Origin of the sequence: Streptomyces sp. NPDC057682, from assembly GCF_042799575.1 — a bacterium.
Taxonomy (GTDB): Bacteria; Actinomycetota; Actinomycetes; order Streptomycetales; family Streptomycetaceae; genus Streptomyces.
In genome coordinates this window covers 163,430-186,572 of sequence record NZ_JBHVIN010000014.1, presented here as the reverse complement: position 1 = coordinate 186,572, position 23,143 = coordinate 163,430, and the positions used below count along the sequence as shown (strand labels likewise).

General features: G+C 71.4%; 20 protein-coding genes and 5 tRNA genes. 15 read left to right on the top strand and 10 right to left on the bottom strand.

The genetic code is table 11. From position 1 onward, the window contains the following. The first annotated feature begins 47 nt into the window (after positions 1-47). The 5 genes from ACFVDM_RS25440 to ACFVDM_RS25420 all read left to right on the top strand — a co-directional run bounded on the left by ACFVDM_RS25440 (position 48) and on the right by ACFVDM_RS25420 (position 5,757). Entirely contained in the window at positions 48-1,442 is a 1,395-nt protein-coding gene (locus ACFVDM_RS25440; protein WP_383644388.1) for a hypothetical protein, read from the top strand. Next, positions 1,442-2,503 carry a hypothetical protein gene (locus ACFVDM_RS25435; RefSeq protein WP_383644385.1) on the top strand — a complete coding sequence of 354 codons (1,062 nt, stop codon included), beginning with the start codon at positions 1,442-1,444 and terminating at the stop codon, positions 2,501-2,503. Before ACFVDM_RS25440 ends, ACFVDM_RS25435 begins: the two co-directional genes overlap by 1 nt. Beyond that, complete coding sequence (locus tag ACFVDM_RS25430; RefSeq protein WP_383644384.1) at positions 2,500-3,750, top strand: carbohydrate ABC transporter substrate-binding protein; 1,251 nt, start codon at positions 2,500-2,502, stop codon at positions 3,748-3,750. Before ACFVDM_RS25435 ends, ACFVDM_RS25430 begins: the two co-directional genes overlap by 4 nt. A 153-nt stretch (positions 3,751-3,903) precedes the next feature. Further along, on the top strand, positions 3,904-5,487 hold the full coding sequence (locus tag ACFVDM_RS25425; protein ID WP_383644381.1) for an acyl-CoA carboxylase subunit beta: 1,584 nt from the start codon (positions 3,904-3,906) through the stop codon (positions 5,485-5,487). A 66-nt stretch (positions 5,488-5,553) separates the two neighbouring features. Beyond that, on the top strand, positions 5,554-5,757 hold the full coding sequence (locus tag ACFVDM_RS25420; protein ID WP_383644378.1) for an acyl-CoA carboxylase subunit epsilon: 204 nt from the start codon (positions 5,554-5,556) through the stop codon (positions 5,755-5,757). A gap of 85 nt (positions 5,758-5,842) precedes the next feature. Here the strand turns inward: ACFVDM_RS25420 and ACFVDM_RS25415 are convergent, their stop codons facing one another. From ACFVDM_RS25415 to ACFVDM_RS25380, 8 genes are all read right to left on the bottom strand, one after another. After that, positions 5,843-6,424 (bottom strand): ATP/GTP-binding protein, encoded by a 582-nt coding sequence (locus ACFVDM_RS25415; protein ID WP_014048542.1) that lies wholly within the window; start codon positions 6,422-6,424, stop codon positions 5,843-5,845. Beyond that, the gene (locus ACFVDM_RS25410; RefSeq protein ID WP_383644375.1) at positions 6,405-7,052 is read right to left on the bottom strand and encodes a DUF742 domain-containing protein; all 648 of its coding nucleotides are present in this window, start codon (positions 7,050-7,052) and stop codon (positions 6,405-6,407) included. The genes ACFVDM_RS25415 and ACFVDM_RS25410 overlap by 20 nt, the downstream gene beginning before the upstream one ends. Before the next feature lie 91 nt (positions 7,053-7,143). Then, the gene (locus tag ACFVDM_RS25405; protein WP_018102439.1) at positions 7,144-7,557 is read right to left on the bottom strand and encodes a roadblock/LC7 domain-containing protein; all 414 of its coding nucleotides are present in this window, start codon (positions 7,555-7,557) and stop codon (positions 7,144-7,146) included. Positions 7,558-7,567: 10 nt separating this feature from the next. Then, entirely contained in the window at positions 7,568-10,804 is a 3,237-nt protein-coding gene (locus ACFVDM_RS25400) for a nitrate- and nitrite sensing domain-containing protein (protein ID WP_383644372.1), read from the bottom strand. Between the two features lie 347 nt (positions 10,805-11,151). Further along, entirely contained in the window at positions 11,152-11,733 is a 582-nt protein-coding gene (locus ACFVDM_RS25395) for an ATP/GTP-binding protein (RefSeq protein ID WP_376688983.1), read from the bottom strand. After that, positions 11,714-12,121: a DUF742 domain-containing protein gene (locus ACFVDM_RS25390; protein ID WP_383644369.1), complete on the bottom strand. Its 408-nt coding sequence runs from the start codon at positions 12,119-12,121 to the stop codon at positions 11,714-11,716. The genes ACFVDM_RS25395 and ACFVDM_RS25390 overlap by 20 nt, the downstream gene beginning before the upstream one ends. Positions 12,122-12,254: 133 nt before the next feature. Next, a complete protein-coding gene (locus tag ACFVDM_RS25385; RefSeq protein ID WP_006127850.1) occupies positions 12,255-12,668 on the bottom strand; it encodes a roadblock/LC7 domain-containing protein in 414 nt (137 codons plus the stop codon). Between the two features lie 9 nt (positions 12,669-12,677). Then, positions 12,678-16,376 carry a nitrate- and nitrite sensing domain-containing protein gene (locus tag ACFVDM_RS25380; RefSeq protein WP_383644366.1) on the bottom strand — a complete coding sequence of 1,233 codons (3,699 nt, stop codon included), beginning with the start codon at positions 16,374-16,376 and terminating at the stop codon, positions 12,678-12,680. A 581-nt stretch (positions 16,377-16,957) separates the two neighbouring features. On the opposite strand from ACFVDM_RS25380, the gene ACFVDM_RS25375 reads away from it, so the two are divergent. The 9 genes from ACFVDM_RS25375 (at position 16,958) to ACFVDM_RS25335 (ending at position 20,864) form a co-directional block, all read left to right on the top strand. Further along, positions 16,958-17,146, top strand: a complete 189-nt coding sequence (locus ACFVDM_RS25375) for a hypothetical protein (RefSeq protein WP_383644363.1) — start codon at positions 16,958-16,960, stop codon at positions 17,144-17,146. A gap of 98 nt (positions 17,147-17,244) precedes the next feature. Further along, positions 17,245-18,021, top strand: a complete 777-nt coding sequence (locus tag ACFVDM_RS25370) for a fumarylacetoacetate hydrolase family protein (protein WP_383644360.1) — start codon at positions 17,245-17,247, stop codon at positions 18,019-18,021. Then, positions 18,014-19,486, top strand: a complete 1,473-nt coding sequence (gene gltX / locus ACFVDM_RS25365; protein ID WP_383644357.1) for a glutamate--tRNA ligase — start codon at positions 18,014-18,016, stop codon at positions 19,484-19,486. The genes ACFVDM_RS25370 and gltX overlap by 8 nt, the downstream gene beginning before the upstream one ends. Positions 19,487-19,574: 88 nt before the next feature. Further along, positions 19,575-20,297, top strand: a complete 723-nt coding sequence (locus ACFVDM_RS25360) for an HAD family hydrolase (RefSeq protein WP_383644354.1) — start codon at positions 19,575-19,577, stop codon at positions 20,295-20,297. Positions 20,298-20,382: 85 nt separating this feature from the next. Continuing rightward, positions 20,383-20,454 (top strand) — tRNA-Gln (locus ACFVDM_RS25355). A 27-nt stretch (positions 20,455-20,481) separates the two neighbouring features. Continuing rightward, positions 20,482-20,554: transfer RNA gene (locus tag ACFVDM_RS25350), tRNA-Glu, on the top strand. A gap of 60 nt (positions 20,555-20,614) precedes the next feature. Next, positions 20,615-20,687 (top strand) — tRNA-Glu (locus ACFVDM_RS25345). Positions 20,688-20,699: 12 nt separating this feature from the next. After that, a tRNA-Gln gene (locus ACFVDM_RS25340) sits at positions 20,700-20,771 on the top strand. A 20-nt stretch (positions 20,772-20,791) separates the two neighbouring features. Next, positions 20,792-20,864: transfer RNA gene (locus ACFVDM_RS25335), tRNA-Glu, on the top strand. 105 nt (positions 20,865-20,969) lie between these two features. Here ACFVDM_RS25335 and ACFVDM_RS25330 read toward each other — a convergent pair. Beyond that, positions 20,970-21,611 (bottom strand): MerR family transcriptional regulator, encoded by a 642-nt coding sequence (locus ACFVDM_RS25330; RefSeq protein ID WP_383644350.1) that lies wholly within the window; start codon positions 21,609-21,611, stop codon positions 20,970-20,972. Positions 21,612-21,698: 87 nt separating this feature from the next. Here ACFVDM_RS25330 and ACFVDM_RS25325 point away from each other — a divergent pair, with 87 nt between their 5' ends. Beyond that, complete coding sequence (locus ACFVDM_RS25325; RefSeq protein WP_383644347.1) at positions 21,699-22,196, top strand: DUF4188 domain-containing protein; 498 nt, start codon at positions 21,699-21,701, stop codon at positions 22,194-22,196. 81 nt (positions 22,197-22,277) lie between these two features. On the opposite strand, the gene ndgR is transcribed toward ACFVDM_RS25325, so the two are convergent. Then, positions 22,278-22,994, bottom strand: a complete 717-nt coding sequence (gene ndgR / locus ACFVDM_RS25320; protein WP_026237628.1) for an IclR family transcriptional regulator NdgR — start codon at positions 22,992-22,994, stop codon at positions 22,278-22,280. Positions 22,995-23,143 lie beyond the last annotated feature (149 nt).

The window sequence follows — 23,143 nt, the reverse complement described above, 5'->3', positions numbered from 1 at the left end:
CACCCCGCCCGGCCCACCCCCGTCCCGTCACCGCTGGAGGCAGCCCCATGGACGCGACCGCCCCGCCGACCGGGCTGGACTTCGGCGTCTTCCTCGACGTGCGGCGCGACCAGCAGCCGCACCACGCCGCCCGGATCGAGGCCCATCTGCGGGTCGAGGCCACCGGAACCGGCCCCCGCGACGAGATGCCCGCGCTCGACGTGGCACTCGTCCTCGCCCTGGACGTCTCCGCGGCCCGCCGCGAACCGGCCGCCGCCGCCCTCGCCGCCGCGCTGCGCGGACTGCCCGACGGCGTCTCGTTCGCCGTCCTCGGCGGTGCCGACGCGCACGGGGAACCGGCCCGCTGCTATCCGCTGGGCGACCGCTGGGCGCTGGCCGGTACACGGGAGAAGCGGCGCGCCGCCTTCAGCGCGGGAAGCGTCGCCCCGGCCTCCGGGGACCGGCCGCCGCCCGGCTACCGGACCTGGCTGGCCGCCGCCCGCACCCTGTTCGCCGAACGCCCGCTGCCCCTGCGCCATCTGCTGCTGATCACCGACGGAAGCGGCGACGACCCGGCCGACCACGACGCCCTCCGCGCCGAACTGGACCGCTGCGCGGGCGTGTTCACCGCCGATGTGCTCGCCGTCGGCGGCGACTGGGACCCCGCGCCCCTGCTCGCCGTCGTGGAGACGCTGTACGGGGACGCCGCGCACACCCCCGACCGCTTCGCCCCGGCCGTCGCCGAGGCGGTCCGGCGGCTGCGCAGGGTCCGCAGCCCCGAACTCCCCCTCGTCGTCACCGCCCGCCCGGCGGTCCGCGCGGTGGAACTGGCCGAGACCGCCCCGCACGCCCAGCGGCTCACCCCCGTGCACCCGCCCGGGGAGCCCCGCCGCACCCTCTTCCCCACCCACCGCTGGGAACCCGGCGTACGCGACTACCTGCTGACCGTCCACGCCGACGCGAGCACCGATCCGCTCGGCGAACTCCTGCAACTGGTCAGCGTGCGGATCGCGGACACCACGGCCCCGCTGGTGGTCCGCTGGCTGCCGCCCGGCGTCGCCGTCGCGGCCGGCGGCGGGGGCGAGACGCTCCAGGCGATGAACGCCGCCACCCGGATGCGCACCGCCCTCGACCGCGGATACGCCGCCCTCGACCCGCTCAGCCGGAGCGAGGCCGAACAGCACTTCGGGACCGCCGTCCGGCTCGCCACCGAGATGGGCGCCGACTGGGTGCTGGAGGTCGTCCGCAAGGTCGCCGACATCGTGGACGGCGCGCACGGCGTGGTCCGGCTCGCCCCGGCCGTCGACCGGGGGACCGTGCGCCGCGGCCGGCTGGACCTCGCCACGGGCCACCGGCTGGAGCTGTCCGGCCCGGCCGGCGGCACGCCCCGCCCCTGCCCGGACTGCCGCCGCCCCGGCGGCCCCCGCGCCCGCTACTGCATCGCCTGCGGAAGGAGGCTGTGATGCGCCTGCCGACCCGCCGCCAGGGCCTCTCCCGCACCCGCCGGCTGCTCGAACGGCATCTGCTCCTCGCCCTCGTCACCGCCCTCGTCGCCCTGACCGCCCTGTACGTCTCCTACCGCGAGGTGCAGGACGCCGCGGGCGACATGCGCACCCGAGGCGCCCCCGCCGTCCAGGGCGTCGCCGCCACCCAGCTCGCCCTGCTCCGCGCCCAGGCCGAGGCGAGGAGTTCCCACGCGCTGGGCATCGACGAGGTGGTCGGCGCCGGGGCACGGTACGAGAGCCAGCTGGCCGCCGCCGACCAGGGCCTCTCCCGGCTCTCCGACATCCAGCTCGACGGGGAACGCGGCCGGGGCGTCCTGGAGACGGTCAACAACGGCCTGCTCACCTCGTACAACAGCTCCATCACCCCCGCGGCCGTCAAATACGTCCACGACGACGCGATGCAGGCGCTGAAGTTCTCCGAGGCGCAGACGATCCTCACCCGGCCCGACACCGGCGTGGTGCCCCGCCTGGACGTCCTCCAGGAGCACCAGATGCGGCACGTCGCCCTGACCAGCTCGCTCGGCCCCCTCCAGCGCGCCGGCTGGGCCGTCGCCGAACTGGCCCTGCTGGCCCTGGCCCTGATCTGCCTCAGCGCCCTGTGGCTGCTGCGCACCCGCTGCGGGCGCAGCCTCGACCCCTTCCTGCTGGCCGCGCTGCTGGTGGCCGTCGCGCTCGCCGTCGTTCCCCTGTGGGTCACCGCGCAGACCCAGCAGCGGCTGGACGAGGCCCGCCACGGGCTGACCGCCATCGAACAGCGCGCCGGCGAGGCCAAGGACCGGGCCCGCGCGACCGACCCCCTCACGCGCGACGCGAAGGAGCTGGCCCGGGACGTCAAGGCCCTGGCCCGCGACCAGAGGTACGTCACCGACCACTCCCGCACCCTGCGCGTCCGGCTGGCCGCCCGCGACCGGCAGTCCATGACGTACTACGGGGCGCTCGGCGGCTCCGCGCTCATCGTGCTGCTGCCCGTCGCCGGCATCGGCCGCCGGCTCGCCGCCGACTACTGGAGGGCCGGATGACCCGGCGCCTGCGCCTGCTCCTGCTGGTCCTCACCCTGTTCACCGCCACCGCCGGCTGCGGGCTCGGAGCCCCCGGCGGCAGCGACGCGGAGGTGAAGGTGACCATCCTCGGTCCGTGGGCCGGAGACCAGGAACGCCGCTTCAAGGAGGTCCTCGACGGATTCGGCATCCCGTACGCCTACCAGGGCACCGCGGCCACCCGCGAGGTGCTGCTCGCCGAGGTCCAGGCCGGTGATCCGCCGGACATCGCGATCCTGCCGGGCATCGGCGACCTCGTCGAGTACGCGGTGGACCGGCGGCTCCAGCCGCTGAAGGGGCTGTACGACCCCGCCGAGTACGGCAATCCGTGGCGGCCCCGGGCCGCGCGCGTACCGGGCGACCTCTGGGTGCCGCTCAAGGCCGACCTGAAGTCCGTCGTCTGGTACCGGAAGGACTCCGCCCCGCCGACCGGCCCCGCCCCGCTCACCTCGTGGTGCATGGGCATGGTCGACGACGGGGCGTCCGGCTGGCCGGGCAGCGACTGGATCGAGGACCTGATCCTCCAGCGCGCGGGCCCGGTGCTGTACGCGCGCTGGGCGACCGGGGACCTGAAGTGGACCGACGACCCGGTGGTGGACGCCTGGACCGCCTGGGCCGGCCTGCTGGCCCAGGACCCCGATCCGGAGCTCGCGACCGTGCACGGCATGCTGCGCGCCGACCACCGCGGCCCGGACGGCGGCCACGGACTGCTCTTCGCGGGCGGCTGCGACCTGGAACACCAGGGTTCCTTCGCCCGTGCCTTCTACGGCGGCCTCCGGGACCGGGCGGCCTTCGTGGACTCCGCGGCCCTGCTCCCCGGCGGACCGTATACGGTGAAGGGCCACGAGGTGGCGGCCGACTTCGCCGCGCTCTTCGGCCGGAGCCCCGAGGCCCGGGAGATGCTGAGGCGGCTCGCCTCCAAGGAGGGCCAGGAGGCGTGGGGGCGCACCGGAGGGGTCTTCTCGGCCAACGCGGCCGTCGCGCCCAAGACGGGCCCGGTCGACCGCGAGGTGAGCGGACGCTTCACGGACCAGCGGGTGCCCCTCTGCCTGGACGCCTCGGACGTGATGCCGGCGGTCGTCCGCGACGCGTTCTACGAGGCGGTCCTGCTGACCATGGCCCACCCCGGCGAACCGGTCCGCACCTGGCTCCGGGACGTCCAGCGGGTCCAGGACGCCCAGCCCCGGGACGCTCCCCGGCTGACCGGGGTGTGCGGCAGACCACAGTGAACGCTTGTGGAACCCCCACAAACGAGAACCGGTACGGGCTGGTACTTCGCCTGCATGGCTCAAGGGTTCTGTCAGGCTCCACCAGGAAACAGGTCAGGAGACTGTGCAGAGTCGACGGCGGCGTTTTCTTGGTCGGGTTCGTAGGGTCAGTACATGACCGTTGTGGACGAAACCCAGGGCGAGCCGAGCGACACCCGAGGCCGTGTGGCCGAACTGCTGGCACTGCGTGAGCAGGCCCGCCGCGGACCCAGTGACCGCGCGACCGAGGCCCAGCACGCCAAGGGCAAGCTCACGGCGCGCGAGCGGATCGCGCTGCTGCTGGACGAGGGTTCGTTCCACGAGGTCGAGCAGTTGCGCCGCCACCGGGCGACGGGTTTCGGCCTGGAGGCGAAGAAGCCGTACACGGACGGTGTGGTCACCGGCTGGGGGACGGTCGAGGGGCGGACGGTGTTCGTCTACGCGCACGACTTCCGGATCTTCGGCGGGGCGCTCGGTGAGGCCCATGCGACGAAGATCCACAAGATCATGGACATGGCCATCTCGGCCGGTGCACCGCTGGTGTCCTTGAACGACGGCGCGGGCGCCCGTATCCAGGAGGGTGTTTCCGCGCTCGCCGGGTACGGCGGGATCTTCCAGCGCAACACCAAGGCCTCGGGTGTCATCCCGCAGATCAGTGTGATGCTCGGCCCGTGCGCCGGCGGCGCCGCCTACAGTCCGGCGCTCACGGACTTCGTGTTCATGGTCCGTGAGACCTCGCAGATGTTCATCACCGGCCCCGACGTCGTCAAGGCCGTCACCGGTGAGGAGATCACGCAGAACGGTCTCGGCGGCGCCGACGTCCACGCCGAGACCTCCGGCGTCGCGCACTTCGCGTACGACGACGAGGAGACCTGCATCGCCGAGGTCCGCTACCTGATCGGCATGCTGCCCTCCAACAACCGCGAGAACCCGCCGGTCGTCCCCAGCGACGACCCGGCCGACCGGCGCGGTGACACCCTGCTGGACCTCGTGCCCGCCGACGGCAACCGTCCGTACGACATGCACAAGGTGATCGAGGAGCTCGTCGACGACGGGGACTACCTGGAGGTCCACGAGCGCTGGGCGCGCAACATCGTGTGCGCGCTGGCCCGGCTCGACGGCCAGGTCGTCGGCATCGTCGCCAACCAGCCGCAGTCCCTGGCCGGTGTGCTGGACATCGAGGCCTCCGAGAAGGCCGCCCGCTTCGTGCAGATGTGCGACGCCTTCAACATCCCGATCATCACTCTTCTGGACGTGCCCGGCTTCCTGCCCGGCGTCGACCAGGAGCACGGTGGAATCATCCGGCACGGGGCGAAGCTGCTCTACGCGTACTGCAACGCGACCGTGCCGAGGATCTCCCTGATCCTGCGCAAGGCGTACGGCGGCGCCTACATCGTCATGGACAGCCAGTCCATCGGTGCGGACCTCACCTACGCCTGGCCGACCAACGAGATCGCGGTCATGGGCGCGGAGGGCGCCGCCAACGTCATCTTCCGCCGCCAGATCGCCGACGCCGAGGACCCCGAGGCCATGCGGACCCGCATGGTCAAGGAGTACAAGGCCGAGCTCATGCACCCGTACTACGCGGCCGAACGCGGCCTCGTCGACGACGTCATCGACCCCGCCGAGACCCGCGAGGTCCTGATCGCCTCGCTGGCGATGCTCCGCACCAAGCACGCCGACCTGCCGTCCCGCAAGCACGGCAACCCCCCGCAGTAGTCCGCGGCCCCGCAGCGACCCTGCCCGGCCCCCGCGAACACCTGCCGAGAGACGGAGACCCCTTTCATGAGTACTGCCACCGCCGAGTCCGTGCTGCGCGTCGAGCGGGGTCAGGCCGACCCCGAGGAGCTGGCCGCCGTCACCGCGGTCCTGCTCGCCCGCGCCGCCGCCCAGCCCGCCGACGCCCCCGTCCGCCGCCGCGACACCGCCGGCTGGCGCCGGCTGGAGCGCACCCCCGGCTTCCGCGCCCCGCACAGCTGGCAGGGCTGACCCGCCCGGCGCCCCGCACGCACGGAAAGGGCCCCGCACTCCACGAGGAGTGCGGGGCCCTTTCCGTGTGTACGGCCCGGAGGTCCTAGCGGAGCCGTGCCATGAGGGCGTGCTCGACGAGGGTGATCAGCGCGCTCTTGGCGTCGGCGCGGTGGCGCGCGTCCGTGGTCAGGATCGGGGTGTCGGGTCCGATCTGGAGGGCTTCGCGGACCTCGTCGGGGGTGTAGGGCTGGTGTCCGTCGAAGCCGTTGAGGGCGATGACGAAGGGGAGTCCGCTGTTCTCGAAGTAGTCGACGGCGGGGAAGCAGTCGGCGAGGCGGCGGGTGTCGACCAGGACGACGGCGCCGATGGCGCCGCGGACGAGGTCGTCCCACATGAACCAGAAGCGGTCCTGTCCGGGCGTACCGAAGAGGTACAGGATCAGGTCCTGGTCCAGGGTGATGCGGCCGAAGTCCATGGCCACCGTCGTGGTGGTCTTGTCCCCGGTGTGCGTCAGGTCGTCGATGCCCGCGGACGCGGACGTCATCACGGCTTCGGTGCGCAGCGGATTGATCTCCGAAACGGCACCGACAAACGTGGTCTTACCCACGCCGAAGCCCCCTGCCACCACGATCTTCGCCGAGGTAGTGGAGCGGGCCGCTCCGCCGCTAGAGCTTGCGAAGTCCACTGAGCACCCTTTCGAGCAGTGTCACATCTGGCTGGCCGCCGGCGGACTCGTCTCCGCCGGGCTGATGGATGGCGACGAGTCCGGCCTCGGCCAGGTCGGCCACGAGGATCCGGGCTACGCCGAGGGGGATCGAGAGCAGGGCCGAGATCTCGGCCACCGACTTGATCTCGAAGCACAGCCGGCAGATCCGCTGGTGCTCGGGCAACTGCCCTTGCAGCCGGGACGGATCGGCCGTCGTACTGACCAACGCCTCAATCGCGAGTTGGTAGCGCGGTCGGGTCCGTCCGCCGGTCATGGCGTACGGACGAACCAGCGGATTGTGCGCGGCCGGAGCCGTGGGAGCGGAGGGCTCGGGGGCCCGTCGCGGCTGCACCGGCTGGATACGGGGCGGCTGCGGGGCCTCCAGACGGTGCGGACGCTGCGCCCGGTGGGGCTGCTGCGGCTGCGAGGGCCAGTCCGGGCCCTGCTGCTGCGGAGCCTGCGGCTGCTGCGGCCGCGCGTACGGGTCGTAGGGCTGCGGAGCACCCTGTCTGCCGGGTACGGAGGGGTAGCCGAAGCCCTGGTCCCCGTGCTCACCCGGTACCTGCTGACCACCGTTGAACTGGTGCCCGCCTGGGGGTGTACCCACGATTCCTCCTCCGCCTGCCGGTCCCGATCCCAGTGGGTCCGCGCCACCGCACCCTATGGCGCGGTGACGCGAAACGCACGGTCTGTGTCCATTAGTTAAGAAGACTGCCCTGGAGCTCGGCACGGAGGTCCGGGGTCAGAACACTGCCGGCCCGGTCCACCAGAAGGGCCATTTCGTACCCAATCAGGCCGATGTCGGCGTCCGGGTGTGCGAGAACGGCCAAAGAGGATCCATCGGAAACGGACATGATGAAGAGGAATCCCCGCTCCATCTCCACAACTGTCTGATTCACGGCGCCGCCTTCGAAGATCCGCGAGGCACCCGCGGTCAGCGAGGTCAGACCGGAGGCGACAGCCGCCAACTGGTCCGCACGGTCGCGCGGGAATCCCTCGGACATCGCCAGCAGGAGTCCGTCGGCGGAGACCACCACCGTGTGCGACACCCCGGGGGTGTTGTCCACGAAGTTGGTGATCAACCAGTTGAGATTCTGCGCCGCCTGGCTCATCGGGCTCACACTAACGCTCCTGGTTGTAGGTATTACTGGTGTCCGAACCCGCGTTGCGTCCCCGCAGCACGCCGCGCCGCAGGTTGCTCAACCTGCCACGCACGTCCTCCGGGGCGCGGGAGACCTGGGGGCCGCCCTGCTCGGTCTGCTCGGCCGTGCCCTCGACCAGATTGGCCTTGGGCACCCGCCGGGGAAGACCGGACGGAGTGACCCCGCCCGCCTTCGGGTCGCGGAGCTTCTCGGCCCGCTCCCAGCGCTCGTCGTTCGCCGAGCGCCAGTCGTCGGAACCGTCCCCGTCCGTCCGCTCGGGCGTGGGCCGCTGCGGCAGTTCGGCCTGCCGCTGCGACTGCTGCCCGTCGGCGTCGGGACGCCGGTTCCCGCGGCCGGTCGGCTGCCAGTGCTGCTGGGCGCCGCGGCGCGGCAGACCGGCGTCGGTCAGCTCGTGGCCCGCGTTCGGAACGGGTCCCGAACGCTCGAAGCCTACGCGTTCGAGCGAGGGATCGGGAGCGCTCGGCTGAGATTCCGGTTCTGCCTGGGCAACCGGTTCGTAAGTGCCCTGATACGCACCCTGATCTGCCCACTCTTCCTGCTGGGGCTGGGAAGCGTACTGCTCGCCATAGCCCTGGACGGGAGCCTCGGGAGCCGCGTACGCAGCCTCCGGATAGCCGCCCTGGGCGGGGTAGCCGGGCTCCTGCGCATAGCCGGGGGCGCCCTGGTACGGGTCGTAGGCGCCCTCGTAGCCGGGCTGCTGCTGACCGTAGGACCCGTCGGGCTGGACGGCCTGCTGCGGCTCCTGGGCGTACGGCCCGGCGTAGGCCGCCTCCTGGCCGTATCCCGCCTCCGCGTACGGCTGCTGCGGGGCCAACTGCTGCGGGACCTCCCGCTGCTGCTCGGGGAAGGCGGGGCGCTCGGCCCCGGTCTGCGCCTCCAGCGCGGCCCGGCGCTCCTCGCGCATCAGCGAACGGCCCACCGGGTCGAGCTGGGCGGCGTCGGCCGACGGCTGCTCGTAGCGCGAGTCGTCGAAGCCCAGTTCGGCGGCGGTCCGCAGCTGGTTCGGGGCCGGTGCGGCGTCGAAGGCCTGCTGCTGCGGAATGATCGAGGAGACCGTGAAGTCGTCCTGCGCGGGGGAGCCGTCGCCGCCGCCACCGTGGGTGATGGCGTCCGGCAGCATGACCAGCGAGGTCGTGCCGGCCTGCTCGCCCGAGGGGCGCAGCTGGACCCGGATGCCGTGCCGGTCGGCCAGCCGGCCGACCACGAACAGGCCCATGCGCTGCGAGACGGCCGCGTCCACCGTCGGCGGGTTGGCCAGCTTGTGGTTGATGTCGGCGAAGTCCTCGGCGGTGAGGCCGATGCCCTTGTCGTGGATCTCGATCATCACGCGGCTGTCGGGCAGCCGGGTCGCGGTGACCCGCACCTTGGTCTGCGGCGAGGAGAACGTGGTGGCGTTCTCCAGCAGCTCGGCCAGCAGATGCACGAGGTCGGTGACGGACTGGCCGTGGATCTCGGTCTCCGGGACGCCGGAGAGCTCGATGCGCTCGTACGACTCCACCTCGGAGGAGGCGGCCCGGAGCACGTCCACCAGCGGCACGGGCTGGTTCCAGCGGCGGCCGGGCTCCTCGCCGGCGAGGACGAGGAGGTTCTCGCCGTTGCGCCGCATACGGGTCGCCAGGTGGTCCAGCCGGAACAGGCTCTCCAACTGGTCGGGGTCGGCCTCGTTGTTCTCCAGATCGGTGATCAGGGTCAGCTGGCCCTCGATGAGCGACTGGTTGCGGCGCGAGAGGTTCGTGAAGATCGCGTTGACGTTGCCCCGCAGCATGGCCTGCTCGGCGGCGAGCCGGACGGCCTCGCGGTGCACCTGGTCGAAGGCGCGGGCGACCTCCCCGATCTCGTCCTGGCTGGTGATCGGGATCGGCTGGACCCGGGTGTCCACCCGGCCCGGGTCGGTCCGCGAGAGCTGGTCGACGAGGGAGGGCAGCCGCTGCTCGGCGATGGAGAACGCGGCGGTGCGCAGCCGGCGCATCGAGCGGCTCATCTGCCGGGCCATGAGCCCGGCCAGCACGAACGCGGCCAGCAGCGCGACGATCACGACGGCGGCGTTGACGATGGCGTCGGTGCGGGCCGAGGACGAGATCTCCGCGGCCTCGGTCACCGCCTTGTCGACCAGCTCGTCCTCGACCGTGGTGTAGCCGTCGAACTTCGCCGTGGCGGCGGACATCCAGGTCTCCGGGGTGATCCCCTTCGCCTTCAGCTGCTCGGGGCTGCGGCCGAGCCCGATCTCCTTGGCCATGCCGTCGAAGACCGAACCGTCGACGGTGGGCGGTGCCACGAAGGGCTCGCCCGCCGCGTCGGCCTGCTGCTTGGCGGTCTTGAGCTTGGCGGCGCCCTCGGCGGCCTTCTGGGACATCACCGTCTTCAGCCGCGCGGCGTCGGCGTCCGTACCACCGGAGGTGAACTCGCCGAGGGCGATCTGCTCCAGGTAGTTGTACGAGCCGAAGGCCTTGACCTGGTCGTTGAAGAGGCCGTCCTCACGGCTGGGGCGGACCAGGAGGTGCATGCCGATCGAGCGCTGAAGCGATTCTGCAGCCTTGGCCAGCTCGATCGCGTAGACGGTGCGGCCGTAGCTGGTGATGTTGCCGGTGCCCAGACCCAGCTCGTTGGAGAACTCCATCAGGGAGTGCTGTACCTGGGTGTAGCCCTCCTCGGTCTTCACCGGGTCGAGGGCGGCCGTGTAGGCGGCCTTGCGCAGCTGCGGGAGCTTCGGCTCCTCCAGCCTGAACAGCTTGAGGCGGCGGTCCAGGCCCCGCTTGTTCGGCATGCCCTTCACCGCGGTGTCGAACTTCTCCGCCGCCGCGTCGGTGGTCGCACGCGCCTGCGTGACGACCTCGGAGTCGCGCTTGTTGGAGAGGAGGGGCTGGGCCGTGAGGTCGCGCTCGTTGAGCAGTGCCTGGCCGTACTCGGCGGCGGCGCGCACGACCAGCGCGGTCTTCTCGGCGTCCTGGGCCTCCTGCCAGGTGTCGATGGACCCCTTCACCTGGAAACCGCCCATGACCAGGCCGACCAGGACGGGGATCAGGAGGATCGCGTTCAGCCGGGTGGGCACCCGCCAGTTGCGGGGGGACAGCCGGCTGGTGCTGCCACCGGCCGGCATCTCCTCGGACATCTCGGCGGACGGCACCGCGGCACGGGGCGGCGGGGTGAAGTTGCCCCGCTCAGCCTGCGCCGTGGAGCCCTCGTTGTTACGCCTCACTCGACCAACAACCTCTCGGCGTCGGCACCTACGCTGTGCCGTGTTTCGTTCAGGGCCGTACTACTCGGAAGTTCGTCGCATTGCAGCACGGCTGCCTGTCGCCTTCCAAACAGTCGGAATCGGCGATTCGAAGTGGCCCAGACCTCAGATAAAACGGGCATAAAGAGCGAGCCCCGCCAAAAGGCGGGGCTCATGTGAGCGCAGCGGCACCGGTCGTACGCGTCGTGTGTCGACCGTGCGGCAATTCTCTGTCGAAACGTTATGAACACGGGGGCGGATCGTGTCAAAGGACACAGTCCGCCCCCGTGTGACTACGGCAACTGACGTACCGCACTACCGACTTGTGCCTACTTGAGCCGTGCCATGAGGGCGTGCTCGACCAGGGTGATCAGGCCGCTCTTGGCGTCGGCGCGGTGGCGCGCGTCCGTCGTGATGATCGGGGTGTCGGGTCCGATCTGGAGGGCTTCGCGGACCTCGTCGGGGGTGTAGGGCTGGTGTCCGTCGAAGCCGTTGAGGGCGATGACGAAGGGGAGTCCGCTGTTCTCGAAGTAGTCGACGGCGGGGAAGCAGTCGGCGAGGCGGCGGGTGTCGACCAGGACGACGGCGCCGATGGCGCCGCGGACGAGGTCGTCCCACATGAACCAGAAGCGGTCCTGTCCGGGCGTACCGAAGAGGTACAGGATCAGGTCCTGGTCCAGGGTGATGCGGCCGAAGTCCATGGCCACCGTCGTGGTGGTCTTGCCTCCGGTGTGTGTCAGGTCGTCGATGCCCGCGGACGCGGACGTCATCACGGCTTCGGTGCGCAGCGGATTGATCTCCGAAACGGCACCGACGAACGTGGTCTTGCCCACGCCGAATCCACCCGCCACCACGATCTTCGCCGAGGTGGTGGCACGGGTCGCGCCGCCGCTAGAGCTTGCGAAGTCCACTGAGCACCCTTTCGAGCAGTGTCACATCCGGCGCGCCGCCGGCCTCTCCGTTGCCCGGCTGGTGGATGGCCACCATGCCGGCTTCCGCCAGGTCCGCGACCAGGATCCGCGCCACCCCGAGCGGCATCGACAGCAGCGCCGACACCTCCGCCACCGACTTGACCTCACGGCACAGATGGCAGATCCGCTGGTGCTCGGGGAGCAGGGTCCCCAGATGCGCGGGGTCGGCCGTGGTGCTGACCAGCGCCTCTATCGCGAGCTGGTAGCGAGGTCGGGTCCGGCCGCCGGTCATGGCGTACGGGCGGACCAGCGGCTGATCGCCTTCACCTTCGTACGGTGCGTGGTTCAACGCACCGTACGGATCGGGTGAGGCGGGTGGCGGGGTCATGAATCCTCCGGGCGTGACAGCAGGGTGTCGGCTTGCCGTCTGAAGGGGCCGGTGGGGGGCTCTAAGCGGCCTGACGGGCGAGGGTTGATTGCGGTACCTGGGCTAATCGTCTGTGTCACCGATGCACGGCCGCCTAGTGGAGCAGGCTGCCCTGGAGTTCGGCTCGGAGGTCCGGGGTCAGGACGGTGCCCGCCCGGTCCACCAGGAGCGCCATCTCGTAGCCCACCAGACCGATGTCGGCGTCCGGGTGGGCCAGGACGGCCAGCGAGGAGCCGTCGGAGATGGACATGAGGAAGAGGAACCCGCGTTCCATCTCCACCACGGTCTGGCTGACGGCGCCGCCCTCGAAGATCCGGGAGGCGCCCGCGGTCAGCGAGGTCAGACCGGAGGCGACGGCCGCCAGCTGGTCGGCGCGGTCGCGCGGGAAACCTTCGGACATCGCCAGCAGCAGGCCGTCCGCGGAGACCACCACCGTGTGGGACACCCCGGGGGTGTTGTCCACGAAGTTGGTGATCAGCCAGTTCAGATTCTGCGCGGCCTGACTCATCGGGCTCAACTAACGCTCCTGCTGGTGAGTGGGGCCGATAGGGAAACTGCCGGTCGACTGGCCGTTGCTGTTGGCCTGACGTCCCTGCTGGATGCCCCGGCGGAGATTGGTCAGCCGCCCGCGCACATCATCGGGCGCACGCGACACCTGGGGACCGGACTGGTGGTTCTGCTGCTGGGCGGTGCCCGGCACCAGATTGGCACGCGGAACCCGGCGAGGCAGGCCGGACGTGGTAATTCCACCCGCGGCGGGCTTCTTGACCCGCTCCGCCTGCCGGACGATCTCGTCGTTCGGCGAGGGACGCCAGGCGGGCGTCGCCCCGGTGGACTCGTTGCGCGACTCGGGCACCTGGGCCGGGGCCGGACGCTCCCCGCCGGACTGCTGCGGGAAGGCCGGGGCCTGCGACGCGGCGGGCTGCTGCGGCGCACCCTGCTGCGGGCCGTGGAACCAGTTGGTCTCCAGCGTGTCGTACAGCGGGGTACGGCCGTCGCCGGGGCCCGCCGGGGGCAGTGCCTCCGGCTGCTGCGGCTGCGGGCGGAAGTCGCCGCCCTGCGGCTGGACCGGCGGACGCGGCGCGCCGAAGTCCTGCGTGTCGCGGTCGCGCTGGCGCGGTGCCGGCCGGTCCTGGTCCTGGCCGGGCTGCGGGGCCGAGAAATCCGGGCGGGCGAACTGCGCGGTGCTCGCGGGGTCCTGGGCCTGCGGCTGCGGCGCGAAGGGCTGCTGCGGGGCCGGGGCCGAGAAGTCCGGGCGGGCGAACTGCGCGGTGCTCGCGGGGTCCTGGGCCTGCGGCGGGAACGGCTGCTGCGGACGCGGGGTCAGCGGCGGCGGCGTCACCGGACGCGGGAACTGGCCGGTGGACTCGGGCTCCTCGTGACCGCGCGGCGCGTCGAGCGGGGCGCGGTGCTGGGCGGCCGGGTCCTCCGTGCTGCCCCAGCTGGTGGTCTGGGGACGCTGCGGCTGGGGGTTGCCACCCGGCAGCTCGGCACGCGGGCCGCCGACCGGGGGCAGCTGACGGCCGCCCTGGCCGGGGCCGCCGGGCTGCTGGAAACCGGTGTTCTGGCCGGGCCGGTCCTGCTGCGGGTGCGGAACCTGGCGGGCCGGGCCGGCCGGCTGCTCGGGGCGCCGCTGGTCGAACAGGCTCGGCCGGCTCGTGTCCGGGCCGTTGTCGCCCTGACCGCGGGCACCGAGCCGGGCACCGCCGCCGAAGGCGCCGGCCAGTCCGCCGCCCTGGCGCGGGGCCGGGGGCTCGGGCTGACGGGTCTGCGGGGCGTTGCCGCCCGGTCCGCTCGGGAACGCGGACTCGGACGGGCCGCCGGGCTGACCGGGCTGGCCCTGGCCCCGGGCGGCGTCGCGGGACGGCAGGGCCGCCCGCGGACCGCTGCCCGCACCGACCTGGCCGCGTGCGGCGGACGGACCGCCGGCGAGCAGGCCGCCGGGGGCCGGGGACGCGGAGTCGAGGCCGGGACGCTGCGCGGTGCCGCCGGCCGGCAGACCGCCGCCCTGCGGGGAGGACTGCTGGGGCTGGCCCGGGGCCTGCTTGGGCGCCGGCTGCTTGCCGCCGTGCGCCACGTCGACCGGGAGCATGACCAGCGCGGTCGTACCACCGGAGTCGGAGGGGCGGAGCTGGATGCGGATGCCGTGACGCAGCGACAGGCGGCCGACCACGAACAGACCCATGCGGCGCGAGACCGAGACGTCCACGGTGGGCGGCGAGGCGAGCCGCTCGTTGATCGCCGCGAGGTCCTCGGGGGAGAGGCCGATGCCCGTGTCGTGGATCTCGACGAGCACCCGGCCGTCCGGCAGCGCGTGACCGGTGACCCGGACCTTCGTCTGCGGCGAGGAGAACGAGGTGGCGTTCTCCAGCAGCTCGGCGAGCAGGTGCACGAGGTCGTTGACGACCCGGCCGGCGACCTCGGTGGCGGGCACCGCGGCCAGTTCGATGCGCTCGTACTGCTCCACCTCGGACGCGGCGGCGCGGAGCACGTCGACCAGCGGCACGGGGCGGGTCCAGCGGCGGCCCGGCTCCTCGCCGGCGAGGACGAGGAGGTTCTCGCCGTTACGGCGCATTCGGGTCGCGAGGTGGTCGAGCTTGAAGAGCGAGGACAGCTGGTCCGGGTCGGCCTCGCGCGACTCCAGCTCGGAGATGAGCGAGAGCTGGCGCTGGATGAGGCCCTGTGAACGGCGCGAGAGGTTGGTGAACATCGCGTTGACGTTGCCCCGGAGGAGGGCCTGTTCGGCGGCGAGGCGGACGGCCTCGCGGTGCACGTCGTCGAAGGCCGCGGCCACCTTGCCGATCTCGTCGCGGGAGTGGACACCGACGGACTCGACGGAGGTGTCGACGTCCTGCGGGTCCGACTCCGAGAGCTGCTTGACGAGCTCGGGCAGCCGGTCCTGGGCGACGCGGGTGGCCGTGTCCTGGAGGCGGCGCAGCGAGCGGATCATGGACCGGGCGACGACGAAGGCGCCGACCAGCGAGACACCGAGGACGAACAGGATGAGCGCACCGCTGATGATCGCTTCGCGCTGGGACTGGTCGCGCAGCTCGCGCGCCTTGCCCTCCATGTCGCTGAGGAGCGTCTCCTCGATCTGCTTCATGGCCTGGATCTTGGTGGAGTCCTGGTCGTACCAGTCCATGTACGAACGGCGGGCGCCGGGGCTGCTCATGCCGTTCGCGTTGTCGAGCACCTTCTTGGCGTAGGTGTCGGCGGCCTTGATCTCGGGCTGGCCCTCGTCGAGTGTGGAGGTCAGCTCCTCGGCGCTCTTGCCCGTGGTGGTGTAGATCGCCTCGAAGGAGCGGCGGGCCGCGTCCTCCTTGCGCTGGGCGGCGAGACCGAACTGCTGGTCGTTCCGGTTGAGATGGGGTTCCTTGGCGTTGCTGTTCGGCAGCGCCGCGGCGATGATCGCGCGCTGGATCGACGCGTACTCCTTGGCGGAGGAGAAGGCCGCCAGGGCACGCGTGCGCTTGATCATCTCGGGGCTGCTGGTCGCCTGCGCCATGTCCTGCGAGAGGCTCAGCAGCGAGGTGATCAGCTGGCTGTAGGCGTCGACGGTCTGGAGACTCGGACTGCCCTCGGCGTACGCCTGCTTGCGGATGTCGCGGATGCCGCCGAGCTGCGAGGCGATCTGCTGGACGCTGGAGTGGATGCTCTCCAGAGCCTCGTCACCGGAGGTGTCACCGATGTCGTTGGTCGCGGTGAAGAAGGCCTTCTTCGCCCGGTCCGTCTTCTTGCGGGGCTCCGTGACCTTGAAGTCGTCCGCGGCGACGCCGTTGGACAGCGGGCCCGCCGACCGGTCGCGCTCCTCCTGGAGCGCCTGGGCCAGCGAGGTCGCCTGCTTCGTCATCTTCGTCAGCAGCTGCATGTGCTCCAGCTGCTGGATGTCGTTCATGGAGTCGTTGATGCGCAGACCGCCCAGGGTGGTCGCGGCGACCACGGGGAGGGCCAGCAGGGAGACCAGGCGCGTGGAGATGCGCCAGTTGCGGAGCGCTACGCGCGACCCCGTGTTGACCGGGCCGCGCGGCTTGAGCGCGGAGGCCGGGTCGGACTCGCCGCCCGCCGTCGCGCCGGGCCGGCGGTCGCGGTCGCTGCTCTCACCGGCCGCGGCCGGTCCGGGGTTCTGGGCGTGCTGGGGCGAGGAACCGCGGTCGGTCCCGCCGCGCGGCTCCTGTTCCGCCGCAGCGCTGCCATCCCTCTTGAAACGTCCCTGCACTAGCGTCGCAACCTCTGGACCAGGCGTTCCTCCGTCGGGGGACGGAAAGAACGGTGTCGGCGTCGTGGGGCGTCTTACCGCCCCATGGTGGTCTTTGAGTGGCCGGCGCTCTTCCCCTTCCCGCCGCCACTCGGCGCTGCGTTGCGCCCCCTGCGCGCCGGCTTGAAACCCGCGGCGGTGCGTGGAATTCCAGCACAGTGCCGGATCTCCAACAAGGCCCCGGTATCGGGCCGTGACCTGCGTGACGGTTTGTGATGACAGGGTAACAAGCCGTGGAACGCGATCATCGGCATAACGGACTATTGCGGGTGAATCAGGTGGGGGTGGGGGGTGTCCCAGTCGAGATGATCAGGGGCGGAATGGTGGATTCAGGGGTGCAATGTCGGATTTCTCCGACCGTAAAGGCCGCCCGAATTGACGCGAATGTCTGTCACTTCGTGAGCAAACTCACATGATGATCGCCGTCTCTTCCTGGCCTTTGGAGGGAATCGGATGTTTAGCCTGGCGCTTTACAGGGTCGGCAGAACCGACAACCGGCGCCCCCGAACGGGGTGCCCCTACCGACAGGGTCCGGACCGCAGATGAAGACGACGATGACGTTCCGCAACACCGCCAACCCCCGGCGCACGACGCTGGCGCACCTCAAGGACGCCGAGGCGCTGAGCACGCCGGAGCAGCGGGAGCACACCGTCGAACTGCCCTCGCAGACCGCCAACCCGCGCCGCACGATCCTGATGACCGCCCCCGCGACCGCCACCCCCGCCGAATAGCCCGGCGGCCCCGCGGCATCGCACGGCGTCCCCCCTCACCGCGTTAGCCTGGAGCGTCAGTCTTCAGCCAGCCAGCAAGTGAGGGGCGACAGCAACCCGTGCGCATCGCCAGGTTCTCCATCGACGGCAATGTCGCCTTCGGCGCCGTCGAGGGCGACGGACCCGATGGTCTCGTCCTCGACATCATCAAGGGCATCCCGTACGCCGACTTCGAGCTCTCCGGGACCAAGGTCCCGCTGAACAAGGTCCGGCTGCTGCCGCCCGTGCTCCCCAACAAGGTCGTGGCCATCGGCCGCAACTACGCGGAGCACGCCGCCGAGCTCGGCCACGAGGTCCCCGACGTCCCCGTCGCCTTCCTCAAGCCCACCACCTCGGTGATCGGCTCCGGCGACGCCGTCGAGTACCCCTCCTTCTCCCAGGACGTGCACTACGAGGGCGAGCTGGCCGTGGTCATCGGCCGGATGTGCCGCGAGGTGCCCCGGGAGCGGGTCAAGGACGTCGTCTTCGGCTACACCTGCGCCAACGACGTCACCGCCCGCGACGCGCAGCAGCGCGAGAAGCAGTGGGCCAGGGCCAAGGGCTTCGACACCTCGTGCCCCCTCGGCCCCTGGGTGGAGACCGACCTCGACCCCGGCGACCTCGCGATCCAGACGACCGTCAACGGCGAGCAACGCCAGCTCGGCCGGACGAGCGACATGGTCCGGAGCATCGAGGACCTGGTCGTCCACATCACGGAGGCCATGACCCTGCTCCCGGGCGACGTGATCCTCACCGGCACACCCGCGGGGGTCGGACCCCTCCACGTCGGCGACGAGGTCGCCGTCACCATCGAAGGCATCGGCACTCTCACCAACAAGGTGATCAAGCGTGGCTAACGCACCTGTACGCGTCCGTTTCTGTCCCTCCCCGACGGGCAACCCCCACGTCGGCCTGGTCCGGACGGCCCTTTTCAACTGGGCCTTCGCCCGGCACCACCAGGGCACCCTGGTCTTCCGCATCGAGGACACCGACGCGGCACGCGACTCCGAGGAGTCGTACGAGCAGCTCCTGGAAGCCATGCGCTGGCTCGGCCTGGACTGGGACGAGGGCCCCGAGGTCGGCGGCCCGCACGCCCCGTACCGCCAGTCGCAGCGCATGGACATCTACAAGGACGTCGCCGAGAAGCTGCTCGCCGCCGGTCACGCGTACCCCTGCTACTGCACCACCGAGGAACTGGACACCCGCCGCGACGCCGCCCGTGCCGCCGGGAAGCCGTCGGGCTACGACGGCCACTGCCGCGACCTCACGGCCGAGCAGAAGGCCGCGTACGAGGCCGAGGGCCGTACCTCGATCGTGCGCTTCCGGATGCCCGACGAGGCCATCACCTTCACCGACCTGGTCCGCGGCGACATCACCGTCCAGCCGGAGAACGTGCCGGACTACGGCATCGTCCGCGCCAACGGCGCCCCCCTGTACACCCTGGTCAACCCGGTCGACGACGCCCTGATGGAGATCACCCACGTCCTGCGCGGCGAGGACCTGCTCTCCTCCACCCCGCGCCAGATCGCCCTCTACCGGGCGCTCATCGAGCTGGGCATCGCCAAGGACACCCCGGCCTTCGGGCACCTGCCGTACGTCATGGGCGAGGGCAACAAGAAGCTCTCCAAGCGCGACCCGCAGGCCTCGCTCAACCTCTACCGCGAGCGCGGCTTCCTGCCCGAGGGGCTGCTGAACTACCTCTCGCTGCTGGGCTGGTCGATCGCCGAGGACCGCGACATCTTCGACATCGACGAGATGGTCGCCGCCTTCGACATCACGGACGTCAACGCCAACCCGGCCCGCTTCGACCTCAAGAAGTGCGAGCACGTCAACGCCGAGCACATCCGCCGGCTCGACGTGAAGACCTTCACCGAGGCCTGCGGTCCGTGGCTGCACGCCCCGTTCGCCCCCTGGGCCCCCGAGGCCTTCGACGCGGACGTGTTCGCCGAGATCGCCCCGCACGCCCAGACCCGCGTCACCGTGCTCTCCGAGATCACGGCCAACGTGGACTTCCTCTTCCTCGACGAGCCGGCCGTGGACGAGGCCTCCTGGGCCAAGGCGATGAAGGAGGGCTCCGACGCCCTGCTCACCACCGCCCGCGCCAAGCTGGCCGAGGCCGAGTGGAACGCGGACGCGCTGAAGAACGCCGTCCTCACGGCCGGCGAGGAGCACGGCCTGAAGCTCGGCAAGGCGCAGGCCCCGGTCCGGGTGGCCGTCACCGGCCGGACGGTCGGTCTGCCGCTTTTCGAGTCCCTGGAGATCCTGGGCCGCGAGCGGACCCTGGCCCGGGTGGACGCGGCCCTGGCCAGGCTGGCCGCGTAACGCACGGCACCGTACGACGCACGGGCCCGGCGACCGCACCACGCGGCCGCCGGGCCCGTCCTCGTGTCCGCGGGCATAGGGTCGGAGCATGCCGACGATCAGAGCCGTTCTCTGGGACGTGGACGACACCCTCTTCGACTACACATCCGCCGCCACCACGGGGATGCGGAACCATCTCGCGGCGGAGGGGCTGCCCGTGCGCTACGGGACGGCCGAGGAGGCCGTCGAGGACTGGCACCGGCTCACCCGGCGCCACTGGGCGCGGTTCGCGGACGGGGAGGCCACCTTCGAGGGCCAGCGCCGCGACCGGGCCAGGGAGTTCCTGGACCGCCCGCTGGACGACGAGGCTGCCGACGCCTGGTTCGGGCGCCACGTGGCCCATTTCGAGGCCGCCTGGGCCCTGTTCCCCGACGTGGTGCCCGCGCTCGACGCCCTGGCCGCCGGCCACCGGCACGCCGTGCTGTCCAACTCCGCGCTGCACCACCAGCACCGCAAACTGGAGGTGCTCGGGGTGCGCGACCGCTTCGAGACCGTCCTGTGCGCCGCGGAACTGGGCGTCTCCAAGCCCGACGCCGCCGCCTTCCACACCGCCTGCGAGGCCCTGGAACTCGATCCCGGTGAGGTGATGTACGTGGGGGACGAGCCGGACATCGACGCCGCCGGAGCGATCGCCGCGGGGCTCGTGGGTGTCTGGCTGGACCGGCGCGGGCGCGGCGGGCGGCCCGAGTTGGCACGGATCACCGGGCTCGCGCAGCTCCCCGGCCTGCTGGCGGGCGATACCCGTTTTGGAGCGCCGGACACCTTCGGGTAATGTTCTTTCTGCGCCGCCCGAGCGGGCCGAAAGATCCGGCCGGGAAGCGCAGACAGAAAAGAAACCCCCAGGGGTTGATTTTCAGTGGGCTATGGTGTAATTGGCAACACTACGGTTTCTGGTACCGTCATTCTAGGTTCGAGTCCTGGTAGCCCAGCGCAGTACAAGCAAGTTGCAGGAACAAGCCCCCGTTGTGTAGCGGCCTAGCACGCTGCCCTCTCACGGCAGTAGCGCCGGTTCGAATCCGGTCGGGGGTACAGATCCTTCCCGCGGGAACATCTGGGTCGCACCCACGTTCTCGATGCAGGATCGCTAGGGCCCCCGTTGTGTAGCGGCCTAGCACGCTGCCCTCTCACGGCAGTAGCGCCGGTTCGAATCCGGTCGGGGGTACTTGTAACACCATGGGCTATGGTGTAATTGGCAACACTACGGTTTCTGGTACCGTCATTCTAGGTTCGAGTCCTGGTAGCCCAGCGCAACACCGCAGTATCCAAGCCCCCGTTGTGTAGCGGCCTAGCACGCTGCCCTCTCACGGCAGTAGCGCCGGTTCAAATCCGGTCGGGGGTACAACAGAGAAGAACGCGAAGGCCCTTCACTCCGGTGAGGGGTCTTTCGCCTGTCCGGCCCGGTGAGGGGCGACCCGGAGGCCGCCCGGCCCCCGGGTGGCGGGGATCACAGACCGTAGCGCCGGGCCGACTCCTCCTCCTGGGCCAGCCGACGCAGCGCCGTGAGGACCGGTTCGTACAGCACGGCCGCGGCGACCGCCATCTCCACCTGTTCCGTCTCCGTGGGATGGCTCTCCATCAGGTCCAGATCGCGCACCGCCGCCGCGTGCATCAGCCGGGCGTACTCCGCGAGCCGGTCCTCGGGGCACGGATAGCCGAGCCGGAGCAGGGTGGCCAGCGAGGCCACCAGGGAGCGGTGCGAGGGGGAGAGGGCGCCGATCTCCCGTGCGGTCGACCAGCCCAGGGCCTCCAGGAGCCGGTCCACCTCCGCGGCGGCCGCCGCCGTCTCCGGGGCCTCCTCGTCCGCGTCGGGGCCGTGCGGCAGCGCCCAGAGGGCCGCGCCGAGCCGCATGGTGCGGCCCAGGGAGGCGTCGTCGGCGTGGTGCAGCACCTCCCGGGCCGTGGCCACCGGGAGCCGGCCCACCTGGAGGAGGGCCCGGATCAGCCGCAGCCGGCGCACATGGCTCTCGTCGTACTCGGCCTGGGTGGCGCTCACCCGCCGCCCCGCGGGCAACAGCCCCTCCCGCAGGTAGTACTTGATCGTCGCGGTGCTCACACCGCTGCGCCCGCTCAGTTCCGAGAGCCGCATTCCGTTCCCTCCCTTGCGCCGCCCCGGGGGCGGTGCCACGATCCAACCATTGGATAGCGCCACTCTCCAACGAGCCAGGGGGATCACATGTTCGCGAAACCGATACCGGGACGGACGACCGCGGCGGCCGAGGGGGACGTGGTCGTCCTCCTCATCGGGATGCGCATCAACCACTTCCGGGGCGTGCACCACTGGCTGCCGGTGCTGTTCGCCATGCCGCGCATGCTGCGGGAGTTGAGCCGGGACCGGAGCCGGGGGCTGCTCGGCTACCACCTGCTGACCGGCTCCCCGAGGACGTACTACGTCGTCCAGTACTGGGAGTCCAAGGAGAAGCTGTACGCGTACGCGATGGCGCCGGACATGCTGCACCGCAAGGCGTGGGCGATGATCAACCGCAAGGAGAAGAAGTCCCGGCAGCACGTGGGACTGTGGCACGAGACCTACATCGTGCCCGAGGGCGGCTACGAGTCCATCTACGCGGATATGCCGGCGTACGGACTGGCCGCGGCGACCGGCTCACTGCCGATCGAGGGGCGGGGCCGCCGGGCGGCGGACCGTCTCGCGCACCGCTCGCCGGCACGGTGAGGCACGGCGGGGTTCTGTGCGAGGAGGGGGCCGCCACGACGCTGGGGCGGCCTCTGGAGGAGAAGGGGCGGACGCGCGGGCTCAGCCGGAGCGGCGCAGCGCCTCGCTGAGCCGGGCGGCCGAGTCGATGACGGCCTGGGCGTGCATCCGGCCCGGGTGGCGGGTCAGCCGCTCGATCGGTCCGGAGACCGAGACGGCCGCGACCACCCGGTTCGACGGGCCGCGCACGGGGGCGGAGACCGAGGCGACGCCCGGTTCGCGCTCACCGATCGACTGGGCCCAGCCCCGGCGGCGCACGCCGGAGAGCGCCGTCGCCGTGAAGCGGGCGCCCTGGAGGCCGCGGTGCAGGCGCTCCGGCTCCTCCCAGGCCATCAGGATCTGGGCCGAGGAGCCCGCCTTCATCGTGAGCGTGGAGCCGACCGGGACGGTGTCCCGCAGTCCGGACAGCCGTTCCGCCGCCGCCACGCAGATCCGCATGTCGCCCTGTCGGCGGTAGAGCTGGGCGCTCTCGCCGGTGATGTCGCGCAGGTGGGTGAGCACCGGTCCGGCCGTGGCCAGGAGCCGGTCCTCGCCCGCCGCCGCCGCGAGTTCCGACAGGCGGGGGCCGAGAATGAATCTCCCCTGCATGTCTCTCGCAACCATGCGGTGATGTTCGAGTGCCACGGCCAGCCGGTGGGCCGTGGGTCGTGCGAGCCCGGTCGCCGCGACCAGCCCGGCGAGGGTGGCCGGTCCGGACTCCAGGGCGCTCAATACCAGAGCCGCCTTGTCGAGAACGCCGACGCCGCTAGAGTTGTCCATACGACGATACTCGCGTCTCACTCTGTGAAACGCAAGTTCAATTTTCCGGGGAAGTTGCGAACCTGTACCGGCGGCCCCACAACGGCCCGTAGCCACCGCCCCGCACGGGGGTCCGGACGGGGGCGCACCGAATCTCTAGTTGGGCCGGC